21 protein-coding genes and 4 tRNA genes are annotated in these 22,626 nt (G+C 64.2%); 14 read left to right on the plus strand and 11 right to left on the minus strand.

Annotated features, from left to right (window positions below):
- Positions 1 to 75 precede the first annotated feature (75 nt).
- From uvrB to Q8P38_03505, 3 genes are all read left to right on the plus strand, one after another.
- Positions 76 to 2,166, plus strand: a complete 2,091-nt coding sequence (gene uvrB / locus Q8P38_03495; protein ID MDP4013677.1) for an excinuclease ABC subunit UvrB — start codon at positions 76 to 78, stop codon at positions 2,164 to 2,166.
- A 30-nt stretch (positions 2,167 to 2,196) separates the two neighbouring features.
- A complete protein-coding gene (locus Q8P38_03500; protein MDP4013678.1) occupies positions 2,197 to 3,267 on the plus strand; it encodes a TerC family protein in 1,071 nt (356 codons plus the stop codon).
- A 93-nt stretch (positions 3,268 to 3,360) separates the two neighbouring features.
- On the plus strand, positions 3,361 to 3,639 hold the full coding sequence (locus tag Q8P38_03505; GenBank protein MDP4013679.1) for a hypothetical protein: 279 nt from the start codon (positions 3,361 to 3,363) through the stop codon (positions 3,637 to 3,639).
- A gap of 65 nt (positions 3,640 to 3,704) precedes the next feature.
- Here Q8P38_03505 and Q8P38_03510 read toward each other — a convergent pair whose 3' ends face one another.
- From Q8P38_03510 to Q8P38_03520, 3 genes are all read right to left on the minus strand, one after another.
- Positions 3,705 to 4,331 carry a transglycosylase SLT domain-containing protein gene (locus Q8P38_03510; GenBank protein MDP4013680.1) on the minus strand — a complete coding sequence of 209 codons (627 nt, stop codon included), beginning with the start codon at positions 4,329 to 4,331 and terminating at the stop codon, positions 3,705 to 3,707.
- A gap of 345 nt (positions 4,332 to 4,676) precedes the next feature.
- Positions 4,677 to 4,759 (minus strand) — tRNA-Leu (locus Q8P38_03515).
- Positions 4,760 to 4,828: 69 nt separating this feature from the next.
- Positions 4,829 to 5,521: an NADPH-dependent F420 reductase gene (locus tag Q8P38_03520; protein ID MDP4013681.1), complete on the minus strand. Its 693-nt coding sequence runs from the start codon at positions 5,519 to 5,521 to the stop codon at positions 4,829 to 4,831.
- A gap of 75 nt (positions 5,522 to 5,596) precedes the next feature.
- Here Q8P38_03520 and Q8P38_03525 point away from each other — a divergent pair, with 75 nt between their 5' ends.
- The 8 genes from Q8P38_03525 (at position 5,597) to Q8P38_03560 (ending at position 12,875) form a co-directional block, all read left to right on the plus strand.
- Complete coding sequence (locus Q8P38_03525; protein MDP4013682.1) at positions 5,597 to 6,289, plus strand: energy-coupling factor ABC transporter permease; 693 nt, start codon at positions 5,597 to 5,599, stop codon at positions 6,287 to 6,289.
- The gene (locus Q8P38_03530) at positions 6,286 to 6,615 is read left to right on the plus strand and encodes a PDGLE domain-containing protein (GenBank protein ID MDP4013683.1); all 330 of its coding nucleotides are present in this window, start codon (positions 6,286 to 6,288) and stop codon (positions 6,613 to 6,615) included. The genes Q8P38_03525 and Q8P38_03530 overlap by 4 nt, the downstream gene beginning before the upstream one ends.
- Before the next feature lie 16 nt (positions 6,616 to 6,631).
- Positions 6,632 to 7,393 (plus strand): cobalt ECF transporter T component CbiQ, encoded by a 762-nt coding sequence (gene cbiQ, locus Q8P38_03535; protein ID MDP4013684.1) that lies wholly within the window; start codon positions 6,632 to 6,634, stop codon positions 7,391 to 7,393.
- Positions 7,390 to 8,139: an ABC transporter ATP-binding protein gene (locus Q8P38_03540; GenBank protein ID MDP4013685.1), complete on the plus strand. Its 750-nt coding sequence runs from the start codon at positions 7,390 to 7,392 to the stop codon at positions 8,137 to 8,139. Before cbiQ ends, Q8P38_03540 begins: the two co-directional genes overlap by 4 nt.
- A gap of 34 nt (positions 8,140 to 8,173) precedes the next feature.
- Positions 8,174 to 8,650 carry a DUF3618 domain-containing protein gene (locus Q8P38_03545; GenBank protein MDP4013686.1) on the plus strand — a complete coding sequence of 159 codons (477 nt, stop codon included), beginning with the start codon at positions 8,174 to 8,176 and terminating at the stop codon, positions 8,648 to 8,650.
- On the plus strand, positions 8,647 to 9,009 hold the full coding sequence (locus Q8P38_03550; GenBank protein ID MDP4013687.1) for a co-chaperone GroES: 363 nt from the start codon (positions 8,647 to 8,649) through the stop codon (positions 9,007 to 9,009). Before Q8P38_03545 ends, Q8P38_03550 begins: the two co-directional genes overlap by 4 nt.
- Positions 9,010 to 9,080: 71 nt before the next feature.
- Complete coding sequence (locus Q8P38_03555; GenBank protein MDP4013688.1) at positions 9,081 to 11,075, plus strand: acetoacetate--CoA ligase; 1,995 nt, start codon at positions 9,081 to 9,083, stop codon at positions 11,073 to 11,075.
- Between the two features lie 195 nt (positions 11,076 to 11,270).
- On the plus strand, positions 11,271 to 12,875 hold the full coding sequence (locus Q8P38_03560; protein ID MDP4013689.1) for a nitrilase-related carbon-nitrogen hydrolase: 1,605 nt from the start codon (positions 11,271 to 11,273) through the stop codon (positions 12,873 to 12,875).
- A 98-nt stretch (positions 12,876 to 12,973) separates the two neighbouring features.
- On the opposite strand, the gene Q8P38_03565 is transcribed toward Q8P38_03560, so the two are convergent.
- Positions 12,974 to 13,046 (minus strand) — tRNA-Lys (locus Q8P38_03565).
- A 78-nt stretch (positions 13,047 to 13,124) separates the two neighbouring features.
- Positions 13,125 to 16,775, minus strand: coding sequence for a hydantoinase B/oxoprolinase family protein (locus tag Q8P38_03570; protein ID MDP4013690.1), 3,651 nt, complete (start codon positions 16,773 to 16,775; stop codon positions 13,125 to 13,127).
- Between the two features lie 144 nt (positions 16,776 to 16,919).
- Here Q8P38_03570 and Q8P38_03575 point away from each other — a divergent pair, with 144 nt between their 5' ends.
- Together Q8P38_03575 and Q8P38_03580 are read left to right on the plus strand one after the other, a co-directional pair.
- Positions 16,920 to 17,504, plus strand: coding sequence for a TetR/AcrR family transcriptional regulator (locus Q8P38_03575; protein ID MDP4013691.1), 585 nt, complete (start codon positions 16,920 to 16,922; stop codon positions 17,502 to 17,504).
- Positions 17,505 to 17,999 carry a hemerythrin domain-containing protein gene (locus tag Q8P38_03580; protein ID MDP4013692.1) on the plus strand — a complete coding sequence of 165 codons (495 nt, stop codon included), beginning with the start codon at positions 17,505 to 17,507 and terminating at the stop codon, positions 17,997 to 17,999.
- On the opposite strand, the gene Q8P38_03585 is transcribed toward Q8P38_03580, so the two are convergent.
- The 6 genes from Q8P38_03585 to Q8P38_03610 form a co-directional block, all read right to left on the minus strand.
- Positions 17,978 to 18,053, minus strand: a tRNA-His gene (locus Q8P38_03585). The two genes, Q8P38_03580 and Q8P38_03585, sit on opposite strands and share 22 nt — an antisense overlap.
- A gap of 76 nt (positions 18,054 to 18,129) precedes the next feature.
- Complete coding sequence (gene orn, locus Q8P38_03590; GenBank protein MDP4013693.1) at positions 18,130 to 18,750, minus strand: oligoribonuclease; 621 nt, start codon at positions 18,748 to 18,750, stop codon at positions 18,130 to 18,132.
- A gap of 48 nt (positions 18,751 to 18,798) precedes the next feature.
- The gene (locus tag Q8P38_03595) at positions 18,799 to 19,674 is read right to left on the minus strand and encodes a universal stress protein (GenBank protein MDP4013694.1); all 876 of its coding nucleotides are present in this window, start codon (positions 19,672 to 19,674) and stop codon (positions 18,799 to 18,801) included.
- Between the two features lie 179 nt (positions 19,675 to 19,853).
- Positions 19,854 to 21,116, minus strand: coding sequence for a hypothetical protein (locus tag Q8P38_03600; protein MDP4013695.1), 1,263 nt, complete (start codon positions 21,114 to 21,116; stop codon positions 19,854 to 19,856).
- Positions 21,117 to 21,415: 299 nt separating this feature from the next.
- Positions 21,416 to 21,769, minus strand: a complete 354-nt coding sequence (locus tag Q8P38_03605) for an STAS/SEC14 domain-containing protein (protein ID MDP4013696.1) — start codon at positions 21,767 to 21,769, stop codon at positions 21,416 to 21,418.
- 103 nt (positions 21,770 to 21,872) lie between these two features.
- Positions 21,873 to 21,945 (minus strand) — tRNA-Arg (locus tag Q8P38_03610).
- A gap of 209 nt (positions 21,946 to 22,154) precedes the next feature.
- Between Q8P38_03610 and ssb the strand changes: the two genes are divergently transcribed.
- Positions 22,155 to 22,613 carry a single-stranded DNA-binding protein gene (gene ssb, locus Q8P38_03615; protein MDP4013697.1) on the plus strand — a complete coding sequence of 153 codons (459 nt, stop codon included), beginning with the start codon at positions 22,155 to 22,157 and terminating at the stop codon, positions 22,611 to 22,613.
- Positions 22,614 to 22,626 lie beyond the last annotated feature (13 nt).

Below are 22,626 nucleotides of genomic sequence, written 5' to 3' on the forward strand. Positions count from 1 at the left end.
CTACGTTAGAGCCCCGGGGTGCGGCGCGACGCCGCGGATTGGCCGAGGTGGACAGTGAGCCTTAGCGTTGTACGCATGACCCGCCCCGTCACGGAACTGAAGCGCCGTGTCGCTCCCTTCCGCGTCGTTTCCGACTTCGAACCGGCGGGCGACCAGCCAGCGGCGATCGAGGACCTCGTCCGGCGAATCGAGCGAGGTGACCGCGACATCGTGTTGCTCGGTGCGACGGGCACTGGCAAGTCGGCGACCGCGGCTTGGCTAGTGGAGCGACTGCAGCGGCCGACACTGGTGATGGCGCCCAACAAGACTCTCGCGGCGCAATTGGCGAACGAGTTCCGCGAGCTGCTGCCGGACAACGCGGTTGAGTACTTCGTGTCCTACTACGACTACTACCAGCCCGAGGCTTACATCCCGCAATCGGACACATACATCGAGAAGGACTCCTCGATCAACGACGAAGTCGAGCGGTTGCGGCATTCGGCCACGAACTCGCTGCTGACGCGTCGTGACGTCGTAGTGGTTGCCACCGTTTCGGCCATCTACGGCCTCGGAACGCCGCAGGAGTACGTGGACAGGATGGTGCCGCTGCGAGTAGGTGACAGCTGGAACCGCACCGAGCTGTTGCACCGCCTGGTGGAGATCCAGTACGTGCGCAATGACGTCGCCTTTCAGCGAGGGACATTCCGTGTCCGTGGCGACACGGTGGAGATCTTCCCCGTCTATGAGGAACATCCGGTTCGCGTGGAGATGTTCGGCGACGATATAGAACGCCTGATGACACTCCACCCGCTCACGGGCGAGATCCTGACCGAGGATCAGGAACTGTATGTATTCCCGGCGAGCCACTACGTCGCCGGACCCGAGCGGATGGGGCGAGCCATCCGTGACATCGAGGCAGAGCTGGGCGAACGGCTAGCGGAGCTTGAGCGGCAGGACAAGCTGCTGGAGTCCCAACGCCTGAGGATGCGCACCGACTACGACATCGAGATGATGCGCCAGATCGGATCGTGCGCGGGAATCGAGAACTACTCGCGCCACATAGACGGTCGCGCCCCGGGAACGCCACCGAATTGTCTTCTCGACTACTTCCCGGACGACTTCCTGCTCGTGATCGACGAGTCGCATGTGACGGTCCCGCAGATCGGCGCGATGTATGAGGGGGACAGGAGTCGGAAACGAACGCTGGTGGATCACGGGTTCAGGCTGCCGAGCGCGATGGACAACCGCCCGCTGCGCTGGGAGGAATTCGCCGAGAGGATTGGTCAGACGGTCTACATGTCGGCGACGCCCGGTCCGTATGAGTTGGCCCGCGTCAAGGGCGACGTGGTCGAGCAGGTCATTAGGCCCACCGGCTTGCTGGACCCCGAGCTGATCCTCAAGCCGACGAAGGGTCAGATCGATGACCTCATCCATGAGATTCGGCTGCGCCAGGAGCGTCACGAACGAGTCCTTGTCACGACCCTTACCAAGAGAATGTCCGAGGATCTGACGAACTACCTGCTCGACCACAAGATCCGGGTGCGGTACCTGCACTCTGAGGTTGACACGATCCGCCGGGTCGAGTTGCTGCGTGAACTGCGAATGGGTGAATACGACGTGCTCGTGGGGATCAACCTGCTGCGCGAAGGCCTCGACCTGCCCGAGGTTTCGCTCGTCTCGATCCTGGACGCCGACAAGGAGGGGTTCCTGCGAAGCGGCCGAAGCCTCATCCAGACGATCGGCAGAGCGGCCCGCAACGTGTCAGGCGAAGTCCACATGTACGCGGACAAGGTGACCGATTCGATGCGCATGGCAGTCGACGAAACCAACAGACGGCGAGCCAAGCAGGTCGCTCACAACGCCGCGCACGGCATAGACCCCACGCCACTGCGCAAGAAGATCGCCGACATCACCGATCTGCTCTCGCGCGAGGACGCTGACACGGCCGCGCTAGGTGTGTCACCGCGAGGCGAGCGTGCCAGCGTCTCGGCTGGAGGCCCCGGACGCTCCAGGGCCAGAGGACTGTCGCTCCAGGAAGATGAACTGGAGGACCTGATCGCACAGTTAAGCGATGAGATGCACGTCGCCGCGGCGGATCTGCACTTCGAAGTCGCTGCCCGCTACCGAGACGAAGTCCAAGAGCTGAAGCGAGAGCTGCGCGGCATGCGCGACGCCGTCTCCGGTTGAGTGGCCACGAGAGCCGGTTAGTGTGTGCTGATGGACGTGCCGACCTGGTTGTGGCTGGCAACCATCGGGGGCATCCTGGGCGTAATCATTGTCGACCTGCTCGTGGTCGACAGTCGTCCTCACGTGTTCACGACCGCCGACGCCACACGGTGGGTCTTGTTCTACGTCGCAGCCGCCGTGCTCTTCGGGGTTGGGCTGCTCTTGTTCGTCAGCCCGAGCATCGCGGGGGAGTTCTACGCCGGCTACATCACGGAGTACTCGCTGAGCGTGGACAACCTGTTCGTGTTCATCGTGATCATGTCCGCTTTCGCCGTGCCACAAGTGCTTCAGCACCGCGTTCTGCTGATCGGTGTCTTGATCGCCCTATTCTTGCGCGGGATCATGATAGCTGTCGGTGCGGCAGCCATCGAGAGATTCACGGTCACGTTCTACTTCTTCGGGGCACTGCTGCTGTTCACGGCGGTTCAGCTCGTCCGCGGCCATGGGGTCGATCCTGACCCCGCGTCCAACCCGGTGGTCAAGATTGTGGAGCGGTACTTGCCGACCACCAGTGACTACCACGGTTCGCGCCTCGTAGTAAGGGTCGGTGGGCGGCGGTTGCTGACGCCGATGCTGCTGGTCATGGTCGCCATCGGCACTACCGACGTGCTGTTCGCGCTGGATTCAATCCCGGCGATCTTCGGACTCACCCACAATGCCTACCTGGTGTTCACTGCGAACGCCTTCGCCCTCATGGGACTGCGGCAGCTCTACTTCCTCGTGCACGGATTGCTCGACAGGTTGGTGTACCTGCCGCTGGGGCTTGCTGTGATCCTGGGCTTCATCGGAGGGAAGCTGATCCTTGAGGCCATCCACGCCACGAGCAATCTTCCGGTTCCGACGATTCCGATCTGGAGCTCCCTGGCGTTCATCATCCTGGTCCTGGCACTCACGACCGTGGCCTCGCTCTGGCGGGCACGGCGTGATCCCTCGATGGTCTCCGGTAGCGCCAGGCGCGGTCACGAGCAAGCCTTGCGCCGCGGTGGCAAGGGGCTGGAGGAACTCCCCCCCACGCGAGGTGTGTGGAGCGAATCGGGCGAGGAGCCGCTCGGAGACGACTGATTCGCCGACAGTCGTTGTGGCGTCATTGTCGACGCGAGCAGGACACGACCGTTCGGCGCGCCAAGCATGATCTTTTCGGCTAGTGTTCGCCTCATGTCAGCTAATGATGAAGCAATCGCCAGGATCACTGAAGCCATTGAGTCGGCCCGAGCTGCTGTGAAGCAGTTCGCCGACACGGTGGCCGACACCGCCACCGCCAAGGCAACCGCCGGACAAAGCCAGCTCAGTGAGAGCGCCGCGGGCGCCTCAGAAGCAGTCAATGCCGCACTCGCCAGTGCTCAGGAGCAGGTAGAGGGCCTCCTTGAGACGCTGAAGGGCGCAGCTCAGACAGCTTCGGAGAAGGTTACCTCCGCACTGCCTAAGTCGGAGTAGCGTCGGCGCCCCGCTTCCGCGTGGGGCTGGACGACACCGCGCAACGTTTGTCGCCCGGTGTTGGGTCAGTACGCCTGGTTGTGGCCGCGATTCCAGGCGACGAACTTGTGCATTCCGTAGCGACGCTTGACGTACCGCAGCGCTGCCCAGACGTTCGTGTACGGCACGATTTGGAACTTCAGGCGCTTGTAGCCAGGTTTGGCATTTGAGCGGTAGGTGGGGGCGATTACCTGCATCAGGCCCTTAGAGGGGTAACCACGCTGGGCGTTGATGTCCCAGTTGTTGACGTTGTTCGGATTGCCGCCGGACTCCTGCTGGATCTGCGCCAGGATGCCAGGCAGGAACTTCTGCTTGATCTTGTGCTCGCGCATGACGCCCAGCACGAGGTTGCCCCAGCGCTCAACTCGAGGGTAGAAGCGGTGGCGGTTGGGGTGGCGCAGACGAACCCCGCGCAAGCGCGCTGGGCGCCAGTTGGCTTGGATCCATCGCGAAGGCCCCGTCGAGACCGATACTACAGCTTGCCGACTGCCGACAGGTATCCGGGATTTCGAGAACTTCGCGGGCGTAGCGCCGGTGGCAACGACGGCGGCGGGCTGAGCCGGGGCCGCGGCGACCTGGCCAGCCACGATGCCCGTGAGCGGGATCACGAGCGCGACTGAGGCAGCGGTGATCCGGGCGCGAGGTGTGAGCATGAACATCCTTGTGCTGGCAGCACCGTGCGGCGCTGCGATCCAAGAGGCGTTCAACGCGCTCCCGCTGGCGATTCCGGGAGTTGCGGCAAGGAGCAGACCCTCGTGAGGCCCTCCTCAAGTGGTCCGACAGTCAAGACACTTAGTGCCGACCATCCAGACCGCACCTCTTGGGGGTAGTCGCCGACCAAGATGCCTCGCATTAGCGCTGAGCGCAACCCCCAGATCGAGCGGCAGCGGACAGCGCGCGTGAGCCTGGAGGGACGAATCACCTAGTCAGCGCCTGGATTCAGCGACGTCGGAGTCGACCGTATGGCGTGTGTCACATCAGGGCAGATCAGCCCTTCGTGCGGGTGGAGGGACTCGAACCCTCATGTCCTACGGACACAGGAACCTAAGTCCTGCGCGTCTGCCAGTTCCGCCACACCCGCCGCAGACATTGTGGCACCGGCGGGCACCAGTTCCCGCCTCAGTTCCCGCCTCAGTTCCCGTCCGTTCGGCTAGGCGATACCGAGAAGCTGTCTGGCCTCGGCCGGTCCGACCGGCACGTTATACACAGCGGTCCCAGGCTCTTGGCGGCCCCCGTTCGCCAACGAGCCGTTGTCCACCGGTGCGAAGCCCAGATCCTCAATCAGCCGAGACACGGTGGCTTTGGCTTCTTCATCGTCGGACGCGACCGGGATGGCGAGCCTGTCGTGGATGGGAAGGTCGGGGCGGCCGCCGTCGCGCAGCCGCTCAAAGTAGATCGTGTTGAACGCCTTGACGAGCCTCGCGCCGGGCAAATGGCGCCCCACGAGCTCGCTGGACGTCGTAGAGGCGGAGTCAAGCTCCGGGAATCGGCCGTCCCTGTCCGGGTAGTAGTTGCACGTGTCTACGACCGTGCGTCCCGCGAAGACAGCCGCCGGTAACTGGGTTACTGCCCCCAACGGGATGGTCACGATCACGAGATCCGCCGCCGCAGCCTCCGCGACGGTGGACGCTGAGACGTTTGGACCCAGACTCGCGACCTTCTGCCGCAGTGATTCCGGTCCTCGGGAGTTGGCGAGCAGTATTGTATGGCCGATGCCGGGCAAGCTCCCGGCTAGAGTGCCGCCGATGAGTCCGGCTCCCACTATTCCGATTCGCATGTGACAAGTGAAGCGTGTGGGGCCATCAGTTGCTAGCCACAGGCCAGATGGTTGCCGCAACTCCATCTTTCGTCGCCGACGCCCCATGTAGGGTTACTGCGAAGAGTTCGCAATAAGACGTTCACCAGACGGAGGGCGTGCATGCATATCCCCGACGGGTTCATCGACGCGCCCGTGTCCGTCGCAGCGGGTGTAGTGGCAGCCGGAGGCGTGGCGATCTGCTTGCGCAGGACCCGCCGGACACTGGAGGAAGCGACGGCTCCGCTGGCAGGGCTCGTGGCCGTTTTCGTGTTCGCGGGGCAGATGCTGAACTTCCCAGTTGGGCTGGGCACGAGCGGACACTTGCTGGGCGGGGCGCTGGCCGCGATCCTGATCGGGCCTTGGGCTGGCGCCCTGGCGGTGTCGGTGGTCCTGGTTGTGCAGGCGCTGCTATTCGCGGACGGTGGGCTGACCGCTCTAGGGTTGAACGTGATCAACATGGCCCTTGTCGGCGCCTTCGCCGGGTGGATCGTGTTCCGGCTCGCGATCAGGTGCTTGCCCAAGGGCCGCCCTGGAATCGTTGTCGCTTCTTGCGCGGCGGGGACGTTGTCCGTGGTCGCGTCGGCCGGAGCTTTCGTCCTTGAGTTCGCCAACGGCGGGACGACCGCCATCGATTTGGGGTCCGTGACCGTCGGCATGCTTGGCGTTCACGTCGTAATCGGCCTGATCGAGGGGGGAGTGACCGCCGCGGTGGTCGCCGCCGTGGCCGCGACTAGGCCAGATCTGGTCGCGGGGCTCAGGGGTATGGCGTCACTTGAAGCCCTGGCACCGGCGAGCAGCGGAGTAGCGGCGTGATCGCCCGAGCGCACATGGCGCGCCAGCCGACCGTCCTGGCGCTGATACTGGTCGGCCTCGTGATCGCGTTTGGGATCGCGGGGATCGTCTCTTTCTACGCCGACCCGAACCCGGACGGATTGGAGTCCGTCGCTCAGGCTTCGGGATTCGCCTACCAGGCCCAAGAGTCAGCCACCGCGGGCTCTCCGCTGGCTGACTACGGCGTTTCCGGCGTCAGCGATGAGCGCGTGTCGATCGGCTTGTCCGGTGTCATCGGCGTGGCAGTGACCATCGTGTTCGGGTTCGGGCTCTTCCGCGTGCTGACCTGGCGCCGATCAAGTGGGTAGCCACTCACACGCACACGTGCCTGGAGAGTTCCTGTACTCCCCAGGTGAAACGCGCGTACATCGCTGTCCGGCCCATGTGAAGCTGCTGGCCGCCTTGGCGACTCTCACAGTGATCGTTGCCACGCCGGGCCGGGCCGTTTGGGCGTTCGCGGCGTACTTCGCTTTGGTACTGGTGATTCTTAGCCTGGCACGGCTTTCGGTCCGGCTCGTCTTGCCCAGACTGGCGGTGGAGCTGCCGTTCCTTGCGTTCGCTGTACTGCTGCCGTTCCTCGGGACCGATCCAAGAATCCAGGTGGGCACGGTGTCGTTGTCTGAGCCGGGGCTTTGGGCGGCATGGACGTTGGCGGCTAAGGCGACACTGGGCGTGCTGATCGCGATCGCGCTCTCGGCTACGACTTCGACGACCGAACTGCTTGACGCCATGCGGCGATTACGGGTACCCGACCTGTTCGTGCAGATCCTGACGGCCATGGTCCGCTACATACACGTTGTGGGGCAGGAGTCATCGAGGATGTCGAGGGCCAGGGCCGCTCGGGGATTCTCCGCGAAGGGAGTGCGATCGTGGCCCGTACTGGGGCTGGCATTGGGCACGCTGTTCATCCGTTCGTATGAGCGTGGGGAGCGCGTCCACTGCGCGATGCTCAGTCGCGGCTACAGCGGGCAGCCACCGCGGCTTCGGGAGGTCATGCCCGTATCGATCGGTGCGTGGGTTGCCGCCGCTGCTCTGCCTGCCTCGGCACTGTCCGTCTTGGCCGTAGCGGTGGCGCTGCCGACATGAACACGGCACCGAGCCTGAGGGTGCGGGGGCTGACTTACAGCCATCCCGACGGAACCGTGGCGCTGGCTGGTGTAGACCTGACGATTCAGAGGGGAGAGCGGGTCGCCGTACTCGGACCTAACGGTGCCGGCAAGACGACCCTGGCGCTGCATCTGAACGGGCTCCTGCGACCTGGCAGCGGGTCGGTCGAGGTCGGGGGGGAGACAGTCACTTCGGCGAACGTCGCTTCCGTCCGGCGCGACGTCGGCTTGGTGTTCCAGGATCCGGACGATCAGTTGTTCATGCCAACCGTGCGTGACGATGTGGCGTTCGGGCCGGCCAACGCGGGGATTCGCGGTGACGAGCTCACGCGGCGCGTGGAGCTGGCCCTAGCTGACGTCGACATGCTGGATCTGATCGACCGTCCGCCTCACCATCTGTCCCTCGGGCAGCGGCGCCGTGTCGCAATCGCCACGGTTCTTTCCATGGACCCGAAGATCCTGGTGCTTGATGAACCCAGCTCGAACCTCGACCCGGCGAGCCGCCGCGAAGTCGCCGAGATCCTGGTCAGCTTGGGCCGGACCACTGTCGTTGTCACCCATGACTTGCCGTATGCCTTGCAGATCTGCCCTCGTGCTGTGATCTTGAGCCAGGGCCGCATTGTCCGGGACGGTGCGACGCCGGAGCTGCTGCGCGACACCGAATTGTTGTCCGCGAACCGTCTCGAACTGCCCTACGGCTTCAATCTGGCGGATGTGACCGCGTAGGCTGCTCACGACGACGACAGCCCGCGGAGGAACTGTGACTGACACGCCGACCCGGTCCGACAAGAAGTCGGGCCCCCGCTCCCCGGAGGAGATTCAGACGGAGATCGAGCAGACGCGAGACCGGCTCGCTGCGAATCTTCGGCGCCTGAAGGCGGAGGTGAGCCCACAGGCGCTCGCCGAACGCGTCAGGGCCGCTGCCGTTGGGTGCTTCATCGACGCGCGGACCGGCCAGGTGCGTGTCGAGCGGGTCGTAGGCGTTTCGCTCACCGTGGTCGGAATCGTGGTGATACGGCATAGTCTGCGCTCGCTCGCGAGGCGTCGCGAGCTTGAGCGTCTTCGGGAAGTCGTCTGGGTGCCTGTGCCCAGGTTCGCGCTGTCGCCCGAGCTGCTCGCCGTGGCTCGGGACGCGGCAGAGTTGGCTCCGGGGCCGTCGGTTCTGGTCGCTGAGCTGGGGCCGCCGGCGCTCCCGCCCGCGCACGAGATCCTCGAACCGGCCGAACTGTCGGAATGAGCGGGACGGACACACGGACAGCTGCTGCTGGGCGGAAGCGGGAGGCACCGGTTCCAATCAAATTGCTGCATGACCGCGTGCTTGTCAGCGACGAGGGACCAGATGGCGAACGCACGTCGAGCGGCGGGATCCTAATCCCGGCCACGGCCCAGGTCGGTCGGAAGCTCGCCTGGGCCCGAGTCGTCGCGGCGGGGCCTAACGTGCGCACACTCGAGGTTGGCGACAGGGTCCTGTTTGAGCCAGAGGATCGCGGCACGGTTGAGCTCCAAGGCGCCTTGTACATACTCATGCGGGAACGGGACGTCCATGCTGTGGCCTCAGCATGCAATACCGCGGAGAACACGGGCCTGTACCTGTAGGCGCGGACTGCGATCGCGTTGGCCCAGGGTCCGCGTGCCGGGATGGCAGGCCGCTTCGCCACAATGGCCCGGTGACAGGTCTCGGACAACTCCTTTGGCAACCCGGCGCGGGCCGAGTCGCCGCGTCGGCGATTGACCAGTTCAGGCGGCGGTACGCCCCGGATTGCGCGGACTCCGCGAGCCTTCACCAGTGGTCGGTGTCGAACCTCGCCGCCTTCTGGGACGCGGCTTGGGAGGATTGCGGCCTCGTGGGCGAGCGCGGCATGTCCCCGTCCGTGGAGCGCGCGATGGGCGACGACATCCGATCCTGCGGGTTCTTCCCAGACGCGAAGCTGTCGTACGCCGAGAATCTGCTCGCTGGCGGTGATCGCCCGGGAGCCTCGGAGGTCGCGATCATCTTCCGCCGCGAGGACGGGGTCAGGCGGACATTGACGTGGACACAGCTGCGCAGTCAGGTGTCAGCGGCGCAGGGCTGGCTAGCGAGCGTTGGGGTCGTGGCTGGCGATCACGTCGCGGCTTGGCTGCCCAACCTGCCCGAGACGGTGGTGGTTCTGCTGGCCGTCAATGGGCTCGGCGCGGTGTTCACCAGCACAAGCCCTGACTTCGGCGTCGCTGGGGTGCTGGACCGTTTCAGCCAGGTCAACCCGAAGGTCCTCGTTGCGGCCGACGGATACGTGTATGGCGGAAAGCGTCACGACAGGCTGTCGCCGTTGGCAGAAATCGTCGATGCGTTGCCGACCTTGGAGGCAGTGGCCGTGGTTGGGGAGTTGTCCCCGGACCCGGAGCTTCCGAACTTGGGCGAAGGTTCGGCGTCACTAGTGCCTTGGGCCCGAGTAGTTCGGAATGCCGAGAAGGCCGGAGCCCCGACGTGTTGGCGGATGCCCTTTGACCAGCCCGGATTCGTCCTGTATTCCTCCGGCACGACAGGCAAGCCGAAGCCGATCGTCCATTCCGGCGCGGGGGTCCTGATCAAGCAGGCCACCGAGCATCAGATGCACTGCGATGTCCGGCCCGGCGACCGAGTCTTCTACTTCACAACATGCGGTTGGATGATGTGGAACTGGCTCGTCACCATGCTGGCGGCCGGTGCGACGATCGTCCTGTACGACGGGTCGCCGTTCCACCCCGAAGCCACCGCGATGTGGGATCTCGCCGAGCAGGAGCGGGTGACTCTCTTCGGCACCAGCGCGAAGTTCATCGACGCCTGCGCCAAGGCTGGTCTGACCCCCGCGACGACTCATGATCTGGGCAGCCTGAGAACAATCACATCGACCGGGTCGCCGTTGTCGGCCGAGGGCTTCGAGTATGTCTATACGAGCATCAAGAGTGACGTGCACCTTGCCTCCATCAGCGGCGGGACTGATCTTTGCGGCTGCTTCGTGCTGGGTGACCCGACGCGACCGGTGTACGCCGGTGAGATTCAAGGCCCGGCGCTGGGCACGGCCGCTGACGTGTGGGACGAAGCTGGCCGGTCACTCGCGGACCGCCCTGGGGAGCGCGGTGAGTTGGTTTGCACGCAGCCCTTCCCGTCCATGCCCTTGAGATTCGCCGGAGACGCGGATGGTTCGCGGTACAAGGCGGCCTACTTCGAGCGCTTCCCAGGAGTTTGGGCCCACGGCGACTTCGCTTCATGGACAGCGCACTGCGGCATAGTCATCCACGGGAGATCCGACGCGACGCTCAACGCGGGTGGCGTGCGGATAGGTACAGCTGAGATCTACCGACAGGTCGAGCAGATTGACGGCATCGCGGAGGCGCTGGCCATCGGGCAGGAGTGGGAGGGCGACACCCGGATCGTGCTCTTCGTGCGCCTGTCCGCGCCGGAGGGCCGCCTGACGGACGAACTTCAGGCCGCTATCCGGTCGCGGCTGCGCGCCCAATGCTCACCGCGTCACGTCCCGGCGCGGATAGTCGCGGTGACGGACCTGCCCAGGACACGTTCGGGGAAGCTCGCGGAACTGGCCGTGGCCGACGTCGTCCACGGTAGACCTGTGCGGAACACCGAGGCTCTGGCGAATCCGGAGGCCCTGGCCCTCTTCGCTGGGCTACCCGACCTCCTGCGGTGACCTTGGCGCGGATTCGGCCAAGTGGATCTTGTTGCGAAAACGGCCAAATGTGGCCGCTTCGCGTATCTGAAGTGGCCGGAATCGCGACAAGATCACGTAGTGGTTGGATACCGCGGATATCCGGGCGCGAGCTCACCGAGCGACCAAGCGCTCTGGCGGCTAGATTCGTCCCATTCCGCGAGGCAGGGAGGCGCGATGGCCGCGACGGCACCTGCGAGACAACCATCCGATCGCACATCTCTGCCGACTGAGCCCCCGACTAGCACGCGCAAGACTCTGCTGGGCTTGGGCTTGTCGGCGGTTAGCGCGGTCATGTTGTACGTGACGTGCGACGGACACGGGTCCTTGTGGCCGTTGATCATCGTGGGCTTCGTTCCCATGTACGTGGCCCAGTACCGGCTTCTGCCCCGCAGGTTGTCGGGACTGGCTGTTGGTATCGCGTTCTTCGGTTACTGGCTGTCGCTGTTGATGTACAGCAGCAGCGTTGCTGAGTTCTTGGGTGGGCCGCTGGTGGCCTTGCTCATCATCATCGTGGCCGCAGCGGTGATGTCGGTCCCGTTGTTCGTCTTCGGGATCTTCGAGCGCCCGTTCTCTGAGCGCACGAAGTACAAGTGGTTCGTCATCCAGCTGCCGCTGGTTTGGGTGGGGCTTGAGGTTGTCTTTGGAGCGAATCCGTTCTTCGCCACCAACTACTGGATGGCGTATCGAATGGCGTCGGTCCCGGCGCTGGATCAGCCCGTCAGCGTCTTGAGCACGCCAGCACTCAGCCTTCTGCTCATGATGATCAACGCTGGGATCGCGATACTGGTTCTGAAGTGGATCGATCGCCGGTGGCCGTCCTTGGCTTCTGTGGCGATCCCAGGCCGTACGGTGAAATGGTCTGCCGGAATCGCGTTGTGCTTGACCGTTATATGGATCGCGTCGAGTCTGCTGATCAACGCCCGAGTCAACAGCCAGCTCGGCCCCGTGGTTCGTGTGGCCGCCGTCCAACCCGGGAACGAGAACAGGAGCGAGCCGGGACAACGTCAGGCGCAAGACGCTCCCAGCGAAATCGAGCGCAATGTGAGGCTGAGCGCCCAGATGGAAGGGCTGACGCGTGATGCGGCCGCCCAAGGCGCGAAGTTGATCGTGTGGCCCGAGAAGCTCCTTGAGTATGACGCCGCAACCGAGCAGGGGGCGTGGGTAGGAGACCTGGCCAGTGAGACGCAGACGACGATCGTCGCCGGTTGGATGCCGCAGTCTCCGGATCCGTCCTCGGCCAACATAGCTGGCGCCTGGCTGCCGTCCGGGCAGCTAGCGGGTATCTACTACAAGATCCACCCAGTCACGCTCGAAGGCGAGTCGTTCAACACTCCTCAGGAGTACCCGACGTTCACCACGCCCGTTGGACAGCTGGGTGTCCTGATCTGTTTCGACCACGACTTCCCTGATAGCTCCGCCCGGCTGGAGACGCTTGGCGGCGCCGACATCTTGGCAGTGCCGGCGCTGGACCCGGCATCAATCGCTAACTTGCGCTGGCAGTCGCTCACGTTCCGCGCGATCGAGAACCGGGTTCCGCTCGTGAAGACAGACGTCGGCTGGGATAGCGCCATCATCAACGCCAACGGCGTAGTCGCGGATCGCACAGCGGTGCCGAACCCTGACGGCGCGGAGGAGGTCCTGGTCGCGGACGTTAACCTCGGACCCCGGAACTCCGTATTCACCAAAGTTGGTGGCTACACATTCGCTCTGCTAGTTGTCATAGGCCTGGTCAGCCGCTACACGTACCAATTCAGGCTGGCGCGGTCCGATTCTGGCTAGCGCGGTGATCTTGTTGCGAAAACGGCCAAATGTGGCCGCTTCGCGTATCTGAAATGGCCGGAATCGCGTCAAGATCACGCATGGGCACGAACCACGAGTACGCCGCCAGGGACTTGAACCCTGAACCCACAGATTAAGAGTCTGTTGCTCTGCCAATTGAGCTAGCGGCGCGAAGTGAGGTTACCACTTCGGGTGGGCTCGTTCAGAGTCCAGCGGCGGCATGGACTCCCCGTCTGTGTGCCACTGAACTCAGATGTCAGCGGCCCCGAAGCCTCCGCCGCCGGGAGTCTCGATGACCAGCACGTCGCCTGGGTGAACCTGGCGGGTGTCGGTCCCTGACATTGGCTCGTGGGTGCCGTCGGCTCGCTCGATCCAGTTGCGCCCGACTTGACCAGGGCTTCCACCGCGCAGACCGAAGGGCGGTAGGCGGCGCCTGTTGGACAGGATGCCGACTTGCATGTCAGCCAGGAATCGCAGCCGGCGGACGACGCCGTCGCCGCCCCGGTGGCGTCCAGGTCCACCGCTACCGGCCCGGATTGAGAACTGACCGACCAGGACGGGGAACCTCAGCTCGAGAACCTCAGGATCGGTTAGCCGCGAGTTTGTCATGTGACTCTGGACGGCCGAAGCGCCATCGAAGTCAGGGCCCGCGCCCGTCCCGCCGCAGATCGTCTCGTAGTACTGTCGCTCGGCGTCACCGAAAGTCAGGTTGTTCATCGTGCCTTGGGCGGCGGCTTGAACCCCGAGCGCCGCGAAGAGCGCGTCGGTGATCGCCTGGCTGGTCTCGACGTTGCCTGCGACGACGGCGGCTGGGTACTCGGGGGAGAGCATGCTGTGCGGAGAAATGACGATCTTGATAGGGATGAGGCAGCCGTCGTTAAGCGGGATGTCATCGTCGACGAGGCAGCGAAAGACATACAGGACCGCTGCTCGGCAGATCGCGCTGGGTGCGTTGAAGTTGTCCGCGAGCTGCGCGCTGGTACCCGTGAAGTCGACTGTCGCCGAGCGGCGATCGCGGTCAACCGACACCCGGACCTGTACGCGGGCGCCGTTGTCCATCTCGCACACGAAAGAACCGGGGGTCAACGCCTCGATCGCCCGCCGCACGCTCTCTTCAGCATTGCGTTGGACATGGCCCATGTAGGCGTGAACGGTCGGCAGTCCGAACTGCTCAATCATCGCCCGCAGCTCGACAACGCCCTTCTGGTTGGCGGCGATCTGCGCCACCAAGTCCGCGATGTTTCGATCGGGGTTGCGGCTCGGAAAGGGGCCACAGGTCAGCAGTGCGTGCACTCCCGCCACGTCGAAGACGCCACCGCTCACGAGCTTCACGTTGTCCAGGACCACGCCTTCCTCATCCAGAGTCCGGCTGTCGGGAGGCATCGAACCGGGGGACTTGCCTCCGATGTCCGCGTGGTGTGCGCGGCTGCCGACGAAGAACAGCGGCGCGGGGGAGTGCGACGAGGAGGTCTTGGTCAACTCCAGCGCGTCCTCGGCGAACACTGGTGTGACAACGGTGATGTCTGGCAGGTGGGTGCCGCCTCGGTAGGGGGCGTTGAGAGCGAACACGTCCCCTGGACTCATGGGCGTACTGGAGACGAGCGACCTGACGCTCTCGCTCATCGACCCCAGGTGAACGGGGATGTGCGGGGCGTTCGCCACCAAGGCCCCGGATGGGTCGAAGATCGCGCAGGAGAAGTCCAGCCTCTCCTTGATGTTGACCGACGAAGCTGTGTTCCGAAGCGTCACGCCCATCTGTTCGGCGATGGACATGTACAAGTTGTTGAACACCTCGAGCATCACCGGGTCGACCTGTGTTCCGACCGCTGGCCCACGGCTTCGCGGCTCTACCCGGGCCAGCAGCAGGCTCCCGGAAGGAGTCACGACCGCGCTCCACCCGCTGTCCACGACGGTCGTCGCCGTTGGGTCGGAGATGATGGCTGGCCCCTTGATGACATGTCCAGCGGCCAACTCGGATCTGATGTAGACGCCCGCGGTGTGCTCCACTCCATCGGCGAAGAGCCTGATGAGTGCCCGCGGCTGGTCTCGTGGAGCTGTGGCGGTGACTGCGGCAAGACCACGCATGAGTTCCTGATCCCATACACCTTCCGCGGCCAGGGCATCGATCATGATGGCCTTCTCGGGCCATGAGAAGCCGAACCGCGACTGGTGCTGGGCTCGAAAGTCGCGGCCCATCGTCCCAGGCGGCCCCCACGGCACTGGGATAGTCGAATCAGTCCCCTCGTACTTCAAGAAAGCCGTCCGGAGGACTCGAATGGCGTCGACGGGAGCCCCTTGCGCCGCAAGCTCGGAGGTCACCCCCGCCGCCAGCGCGGCCACTTCTTCGGCGAGGTCTGGCGCATCGCTCAAGGGTTCCTCGATGGACTTCTCGCGAAGAGCCCTGAGGTCCGCCATCCCCATCCCGTACGCGGAGAGAACGCCAGCCAGGGGATGGATCAGGATGCGGGTCATCCCGAGCGCGTCAGCTATCCCGCAAGCGTGCTGCCCTCCAGCCCCGCCGAAGCAGCACAGCGCGTACTGGGTCACGTCGTGACCCTGCTGAACGGAGATCTTCTTGATCGCATTGGCCATGTTGAGCACGGCGATCCGGAAGAACCCCTCCGCCACTGCTCGGGGGTCACGGGTGTCGCCAGTGGCCAGATGGATCCGCTGGGCGAGGGACGCGAGACGAGATTCAACTGCCTCGACGTCGATTGACTGGTCTTGGGCCGGACCGAATGTTGAAGGGAAGAACGCTGGCTGGATCCTGCCCAGCATCACGTTGCAATCTGTGAGAGTCAGGGGGCCATTCCGCCTGTAGCAGGCTGGCCCAGGGTCGGCGCCCGCCGATTCGGGGCCCACTCTGTAGCGGCTCCCATCGAATCTGCAGATCGACCCACCGCCCGCCGCCACCGTGTTGATGGTCAGCATCGGCGCGCGCATCCGCACTCCAGCCACCTCGGTCTCATGGGAGCGTTCGAATTCCCCGGAGAAGTGGGCGACGTCCGTTGATGTGCCTCCCATGTCGAAAGTGATCACGCGATCGAAGCCTTCGAGGCGGCTGGCCTCAACTGCCCCAACCACACCTCCAGCCGGTCCGGAAAGCACCGCGTCCTTTCCCCGGAAAGCGTCGACGCGGGCGAGGCCGCCGTTCGATTGCATGAACATCAGGTTCACGCCCGGAAGCTCAGCAGCCAGATGGCTTATGTATCGGTGGAGGATCGGGGATAGGTAGGCGTCGACGACAGTCGTGTCGCCCCTGCCAACGAGTTTGATTAGCCTGCTGGCTTCGTGGCTGGCCGTGACGTGCTCGAAGCCCATCGCCCTGGCCAACTCGGCGACCTGGAGTTCGTGGGCCGGGAAGCGGTAGGAGTGCATGAACACGATGGCGACGCTCGTGATTCCGGTAGCCGCCGCTGAGAGGAGCTTGGCTCGAACCGCGTCCAGGTCAGGGCACTTGAGGACGTCCCCGGAGGCTGTGATCCTCTCGTCGACCTCGATGACGACGGAGTACAAGGGCTCGGGCAGCACGATCTGCCGGTCGAACAGTCGCGGCCTGTTCTGATAGCCGATACGCAGTGCATCGCGGAAGCCTCGAGTCGTCACCAGGATGGTCGGCTCTCCCGTGCGTTCAAGCAGCGCGTTCGTGGCCACCGTCGTTCCCATCCTCATCGACGAGATGAGGTGCGCCGGGATAGGCCCGTCAGTCGTGCCGAGCAGATCCCTGATGCCTTGAAGCGCCGCGTCCCGGTAGTGGTCGGGTGCTTCAGAGAGCAACTTGCGCACGGCGATTTCACCGTCGGGTCGCCGCCCTATGACGTCTGTGAACGTGCCACCGCGATCGATCCAGAAGTCCCAGCCGCGCTCGGGCGTGGCCTGCTCCGGAGTTGCTGATGGCATCTCGGTCATTGTGGCCTATGCATGGGGTCCATCGCGCTTGCTACGATGTGAGCGAGTGCTCACAACATCGAGCGTGCACGACGGATGATGGCTTGGGTTCCGATGAAGAGGATCGCTCGGTGGGACGCTGGAGGCTGAGAGAAGATGCCCAACAAGAACGGACGGCTGAGGGTCGAGAAGGTCGCCCTTGAGCTCTTCGCGGACAAGGGCGTCGCGTCTACGTCGACGAGGGAGATCGCCAGGGCGGCGGGTCTGGCTGAGGGGACGCTCTACCGTCATTACGCCACCAAAGACGATCTCGCGGTAGCCTTGTTCCTCGATGCGGCCGGGCAGCTGCTCACCTGCATGGAAGCGGCCGTCGCGAAGAGTCCAGCCTCGAAGACCCAGGTCAAGTTGCTCGTGGCCACCTTCTTCGAATTCGCTGATCGAAATCCCAGCGCTTGGCAGTACCTCATGCATAGACATCCCCCGCTCCGGGCGCTCCCGCAAGACACTCGCCTGCCGAGCGCGCTCGTCGTCGAAGTAGTCCGCCGGGGTATCGAAGATGGCGCGTTCGCCGTGCGCGACCCCGTCCTGGGGGCGGCGTTCGTCATCGGCATGACGATCCGATCCGTCTTCTTCCTGAAGGAGGGACTTCTCAAGGGGCCTGCCAGGACAGTGAGCAGGGAGGTCGCGGGCGCGGCGCTCCGCGCGTTGGAAATCAAGAACGAAGATAGGGAGGAGACCTAGATGAAGGTGACCGAATGTCTGAACACGGAACACGGTGTGTTTCTTGCGCAGCTGGGCGTACTCGAAAGGATGCTGATCGAGGAGGCTCCCAGCGGGGAACTGCGGGCCGTGACCTTGACCATCGCCCAGGCGGTGGAGAAGCACCGTGACGCCGAGGAGAAGATCCTGTACCCCGCCATCCTGCGGGAGTTTGGAGAGGGCTTCCCGCCCATCCAGGTGATGGAGGCGGAGCACGAGGAGATCGGGCGGCTTATCCGAGGAGTGGCTTCGGGAGATGGGAACGTGCCCCAGATGGTTCGCGGATTCATCGACGTCCTCCGGCAGCACATTGGCAAGGAGATCAAAGTGCTCTTCCCCATGGCGGAACAGAGGATCGCGGGAGCCGATCTCGAACGGATGGCCTGTCTGTGTGTCGAGCAGTACCACGAATCTGCGGGCGTGAACCCCTGCGAGCACGGCCACCAAGTAAGAAGTGGGGTGGCTGACGGGACTTGAACCCGCGACTTCCTGGACCACAACCAGGTGCTCTACCGGCTGAGCTACAACCACCATCGCCGCGTATGGCCGCGGCTCGTCAAGTGTAGCTGTGGCTGGGCTGGCGGATGTTCACGAACGGCGCGGGGCCTCAGCCGACGGTCGGCGCTGGCGGAGTCATGACCTTCTCGCGGTAGTACGCCAGCTCGGCTATGGAGTCCAGGGTGTCGCCGAGGGCTCGGTGGTTCCCCGTCTTCTCGGGCGCCTTGTGGTAGATGTCCGGGTGCCAGCGTTTGACAAGTTCCTTGATGCTGGACACGTCAATGAGGCGGTAGTGCAGGTACTGGTCCAACTCCGGCATGTACTTGGCCAGGAATCCTCGGTCAACGTAGACGCTCGATCCGGCCAGCGGTGCTCGTCGCGGGCCGGGAACGCGATCGGTCACGTATGACATGACTAGCCGCGTCGCCTCCGCCAGCGTGGTGCCGTTGGGGATCTCCTCCAGTAGGCCCGACTCGGTGTGCATGCCGACTACTACATCGTCCATGTTCCTCAGGGGGGCGTCGGGCGGCTTGATGACGACGGTGATGCCTTCATCCAGCGGCGTCAGATCGGGCTCGGTGATGACGCACGCGATCTCTACCAAGGCGTCGGTGGTGGGGTCCAGGCCCGTCATCTCGCAGTCAAGCCACACGATTCGCCCGTTGGCCGCACCAGCATCAGCCTCGGCATTCGCAGGCGCACTGGCATCGGAAGACGGTTGCTCAGGCATTCCTGAACGATAGCCGGGCCCTCGCACGTCGGCGGAGGTCGGTCGGGGTCAGGGGACTACCACGACCGTGCAGTGGGCCTGATGGGCGACGCCGTGACTCACCGAGCCCAGTAGCAAGCCAGTGAATCCACCCCGGCCCCTGGACCCAACGACGACAGCGATGGCGTCCCGCGAAGCCTTGACGAGTGCCTTGACCGGTGTGCCCCGTTGCACGTCCTGGTGCACGGAAACGTCTGGGTAACGATCCCTGAACCCGGCCAGGGCCTCAGATGTGGTCCGCATCTCGATGCCGGACAGGTCTGCGAGCATCTCCGGTGGAGCGAACGTCGGAACGCCCGTGATGGCGCCAATAGGCGGAACCTCCCACGTGTGCAGAACACGAAGGGAGTAGGCACGGCGGCTAGCTTCGTCGAACGCGAGATCAAGGGCCTTGATCGACTGCGGCGACCCGTCGACTCCGACCACGATGACGCGCGAATCAGGGTTCTCGGCTTTGCGCACGATGATGGCGGGACATTTGGCGTGCGCCGCGACCTGACGGGACACGCTGCCCAGGAGCAGTCCTCTGATTCCGCCTTGCCCCTGCGAGCCGACCACGACGACGGAGGCCTTCTTGGAAGCTTCAACTATTCCGGCGGCCGGAGGCCCAAGCCAGACTTCCGCGGTGGCGTCCACATCGGGAGCGACCTCCAGGGCGCGCGCGACGCCTCCTTCGGCGGTCTTGGTGGCGTCCTCACGCAATACATCGAACAGATTCCGGTCCATAGCGGACCCGCCACCCAGCGTGATTTCAGCGCTCGGAGTGTTCCAGGCAGTGAGCACCACAAGAGGTAAGCCTCGTCCTGATGCTTCGACAGCGGCCCACTCAAGACCCCGGTTCGCTGACTCAGATGCGTCGTATCCAACAACAATCGGTTTGGACATGATCTCTCCCTCCGAGACTCACGACCTAGACGAGGGCGAGACACTTCACGCGGTTCATCGCCGCTTGCCTGATCTACTTCCAGCGTACTCGTGGTGAGGCTTGCTATTCGCTGTGAGGAACATCGCAAGTCGAGGCGGTTCGTCGCGCATCGCGCCGGTTTCTCGGCTGTGCGGAACACTTAACGCAGCCGCAGCAGGTACGGATCGGAGCGCTCGCTGCCGTCGCAATCTCCCGATCCCGTCCCCCAGTCAGAGGCGAAGATCGCCAGGCGTCCGTTGCGCGACCATGTAGCTCTGGGCTGTGCGAAGTAGCCGCAGCTGCTTGACCTGTGATGCGCGACGCGGCGGACGGCGCCGTTGAGCCGCTGGATGAACAGCTCCTGCTCGAAGGGTCCCCAGCCATCAGATTCGTCCCCACCGGCCGACACTAGGCAGCGGCCGTTCGGGCCTTGGCACGAGATGTGCCCTCCGTTACCCCACGGGATCAGGGTCAGGTAGCGGGGCGGGCTCACGGTGGAGCGGCCTGGCAGTTTCCTCACGCCGAGGGACATCTGTCCGCTCGGGTGATAGAGCTCGAAAGTCATGAAGAACTCGCGCTTGCCGGAGCGCGTCACACCGAGGTCGCCGTGCTGGTGGCCGTCATACACCCTGCCAACGAAGGACCCGCCTTTGAGCTTGAACGTCTCCAACCCGGAGCAGCGCTCAGTGCCGTCCCGCTGCCATTGGATCACCAGATAGCGGCCCAGAGGTGAGACTCCGACCCAATCGGGTTCCACTTCGCCCCAATCCGGATCCGGAGCGCAGGGGCCTTGATAGAGGCTATGGACGGTCGTGCGAACGGTCAGCCGTCGTTTGACTAGGTTGAGGACGAAGATTGTGCTCTGCCCGTCGGCCCTAGTCACCATCCCCGACATCCAGCGGCCGCTTCGGGAGACCTCGTCGAAGGACTGGTTGTTCAGGACGGTCCGGTACTTGGCTGGGAAGGTGAAGAGGGTCCGTGTCCGGGCAGTACGCACGTTGGTTCTTTGAGCCCTGACAGTTGAATCCTCGTTGGAGTCGAAGTGCAAGACCGCGTGGCGCTTGGAAGGATCCCATCTGGGAGCGTTCCAGGAGGCGGTGGTCAAGGGGAGTTTGCGGCCCCCACGACGCGTTCGGACCAGGTAGCCGTCCGAGCCGGCCAGTAGGACGAAGGCCCTATCCGTGGAGAACGCCTGTAGCTGGGAGTAGATCGGTGTCTCGAATCTGCCGCGCGAGCCGCTGCCTGATAGGCGTTTGATCCGTGTGCCGAAGTCGGGATCGCGCGCGAATCGTCCAACTGCCGGGCGCGCGAGTGGGCTCTGTGAGATCACTTCATCCGGGTCGGTGCTCACTCCGCTGGCAGGGGCTATGACCAGCATCGACGGGAGCAGCCCGAACGCCGCGACGACGACCGCAGAAGCCATCAGTCGCTCGCGAATCGGGCGAGGTCTTGGCGCGAGCCCCATACAAGGTGCGTCGGAACACGCTGGGGCCTTCTTTAGCCTGAATCCACCGCAGATTGTGGTGGGTGGGTCGGCGAGCTCCGGCTCAAGGCAGCCAGATGATGCAAATCCTCTGCTGATCATGGAGGTCGACGATCACTCAGGAAGGAATGATCGCTGACGAGCTTGATCATCAGAGCCTTTGCACCACCTTGGCCTCCGCAGAGACGAGACGCGGCGCTGGATTCAGGCTTAGGCGGGCCGGAGGGGCGTCTGCGCGACTACTCGGACAGCCACGCCCAAGCGGCGTCCTCGTCCTCGAAGTACCGGGCGGAGTCCGGGCAGTAGAACTTGTCCGCGAACACGGCGATGATCTTCTGCCCGACGCCGTCGCCGATGATCGCCATCCTTGTGATCTTGTTCTTGAACTCGTGGCCGAAGCGCGCGTCGGAGGGCCAGGCGCTGAACTTCTCCCACTTGAAGTCGGTGAGATCGCACAGCATCCGTACGGTGCCGTGTTCCTTCACCAGCGACTCCATCTCCGGTACGAGCACTTCGTAGTCGGACTTGTCGATGACGGAGGAGAAGTGATACCCGATGACGTTGCCGCTGCTGCGGTCCAGCTTCTCGATCATGCTTGGCCCCTTTCCGATGCCGCCTCCGACATCTCGCCCATTGCGCCAGCTCTGCGGCGCAGTGTCGTGGCGACGGGTCCAGCGACAGGTGGCGAGGAGCCAGCGCGCCCGGAGGGACTCGAACCCCCAACCAACCGGGTAGAAGCCGGTCGCTCTATCCGTTGAGCTACGGGCGCCGTTGCTGCCGAGCGGTTGCCTTGCCGAAGGCATCGCTGATGACAGCGCGATAGACATGTTCAGTGTGCCAGAGATGCGAGCGCGAGCCGCCAGACTTGGTTGTCCCCAAGCCCCGGCGACCGACGGCTTGTCCACAGAGTCCGGTCCGGGCGCGCGACGACCTTCACAGGTGGTGGGCTGGACCCAGTTGACTAAGGATGGGGGAAAGATGAACGAAACCACATTGACCGTTCAGGGGAATGTCGCCACCGATGTCGCTCTGCGGACCACTCGTTCCGGACACGAAGTGGCGTCGTTTCGGGTGGCATGCACACCTCGGAGATACGACAAGCAGGTCGAGCAGTGGGTTGACGGGCAGTCGGCCTTCTATCAGGTCTCGTGCTGGCGTTCTCTGGCGCGAAACGCCGCTGAGAGCTTGAAGAAAGGGCTGCCGGTCATCGTGCACGGCCGGTTGACGCAGCGGATGTATGAGCGGGATGTCAACGGTGAAACAGTGAGGTCATACGCGTCGGAGATTGACGCGTTGTGCCTGGGGCCAGACCTGCGTTACGGGGTGGCGGAATTCCGACGCGCGAAGTCACAGGCGATTCGGTTGGCTGAAGATCGCGCAAGGAACGAAGCGATGGAGCGAGCCGAACCCGCCGAGGTGGATGAAGGCGCTGCTTGATCGGTGGTCGCGT

The organism is Candidatus Nanopelagicales bacterium (assembly GCA_030700225.1).
Classification (GTDB): Bacteria; Actinomycetota; Actinomycetes; order S36-B12.

What these genes read in the sequence shown, in the direction of transcription:
- uvrB (MDP4013677.1), top strand. Translation starts at nt 76, where the DNA reads ATGACCCGCCCCGTCACGGAACTGAAGCGCCGTGTCGCTCCCTTCCGC.
- Q8P38_03500 (MDP4013678.1), top strand. Translation starts at nt 2,197, where the DNA reads ATGGACGTGCCGACCTGGTTGTGGCTGGCAACCATCGGGGGCATCCTG.
- Q8P38_03505 (MDP4013679.1), top strand. Translation starts at nt 3,361, where the DNA reads ATGTCAGCTAATGATGAAGCAATCGCCAGGATCACTGAAGCCATTGAG.
- Q8P38_03510 (MDP4013680.1), bottom strand. Translation starts at nt 4,331, where the DNA reads ATGCTCACACCTCGCGCCCGGATCACCGCTGCCTCAGTCGCGCTCGTG.
- Q8P38_03520 (MDP4013681.1), bottom strand. Translation starts at nt 5,521, where the DNA reads ATGGAGTTGCGGCAACCATCTGGCCTGTGGCTAGCAACTGATGGCCCC.
- Q8P38_03525 (MDP4013682.1), top strand. Translation starts at nt 5,597, where the DNA reads ATGCATATCCCCGACGGGTTCATCGACGCGCCCGTGTCCGTCGCAGCG.
- Q8P38_03540 (MDP4013685.1), top strand. Translation starts at nt 7,390, where the DNA reads ATGAACACGGCACCGAGCCTGAGGGTGCGGGGGCTGACTTACAGCCAT.
- Q8P38_03550 (MDP4013687.1), top strand. Translation starts at nt 8,647, where the DNA reads ATGAGCGGGACGGACACACGGACAGCTGCTGCTGGGCGGAAGCGGGAG.
- Q8P38_03560 (MDP4013689.1), top strand. Translation starts at nt 11,271, where the DNA reads ATGGCCGCGACGGCACCTGCGAGACAACCATCCGATCGCACATCTCTG.
- Q8P38_03570 (MDP4013690.1), bottom strand. Translation starts at nt 16,775, where the DNA reads ATGCCATCAGCAACTCCGGAGCAGGCCACGCCCGAGCGCGGCTGGGAC.
- Q8P38_03575 (MDP4013691.1), top strand. Translation starts at nt 16,920, where the DNA reads ATGCCCAACAAGAACGGACGGCTGAGGGTCGAGAAGGTCGCCCTTGAG.
- Q8P38_03580 (MDP4013692.1), top strand. Translation starts at nt 17,505, where the DNA reads ATGAAGGTGACCGAATGTCTGAACACGGAACACGGTGTGTTTCTTGCG.
- orn (MDP4013693.1), bottom strand. Translation starts at nt 18,750, where the DNA reads ATGCCTGAGCAACCGTCTTCCGATGCCAGTGCGCCTGCGAATGCCGAG.
- Q8P38_03595 (MDP4013694.1), bottom strand. Translation starts at nt 19,674, where the DNA reads ATGTCCAAACCGATTGTTGTTGGATACGACGCATCTGAGTCAGCGAAC.
- Q8P38_03600 (MDP4013695.1), bottom strand. Translation starts at nt 21,116, where the DNA reads ATGGCTTCTGCGGTCGTCGTCGCGGCGTTCGGGCTGCTCCCGTCGATG.
- Q8P38_03605 (MDP4013696.1), bottom strand. Translation starts at nt 21,769, where the DNA reads ATGATCGAGAAGCTGGACCGCAGCAGCGGCAACGTCATCGGGTATCAC.
- ssb (MDP4013697.1), top strand. Translation starts at nt 22,155, where the DNA reads ATGAACGAAACCACATTGACCGTTCAGGGGAATGTCGCCACCGATGTC.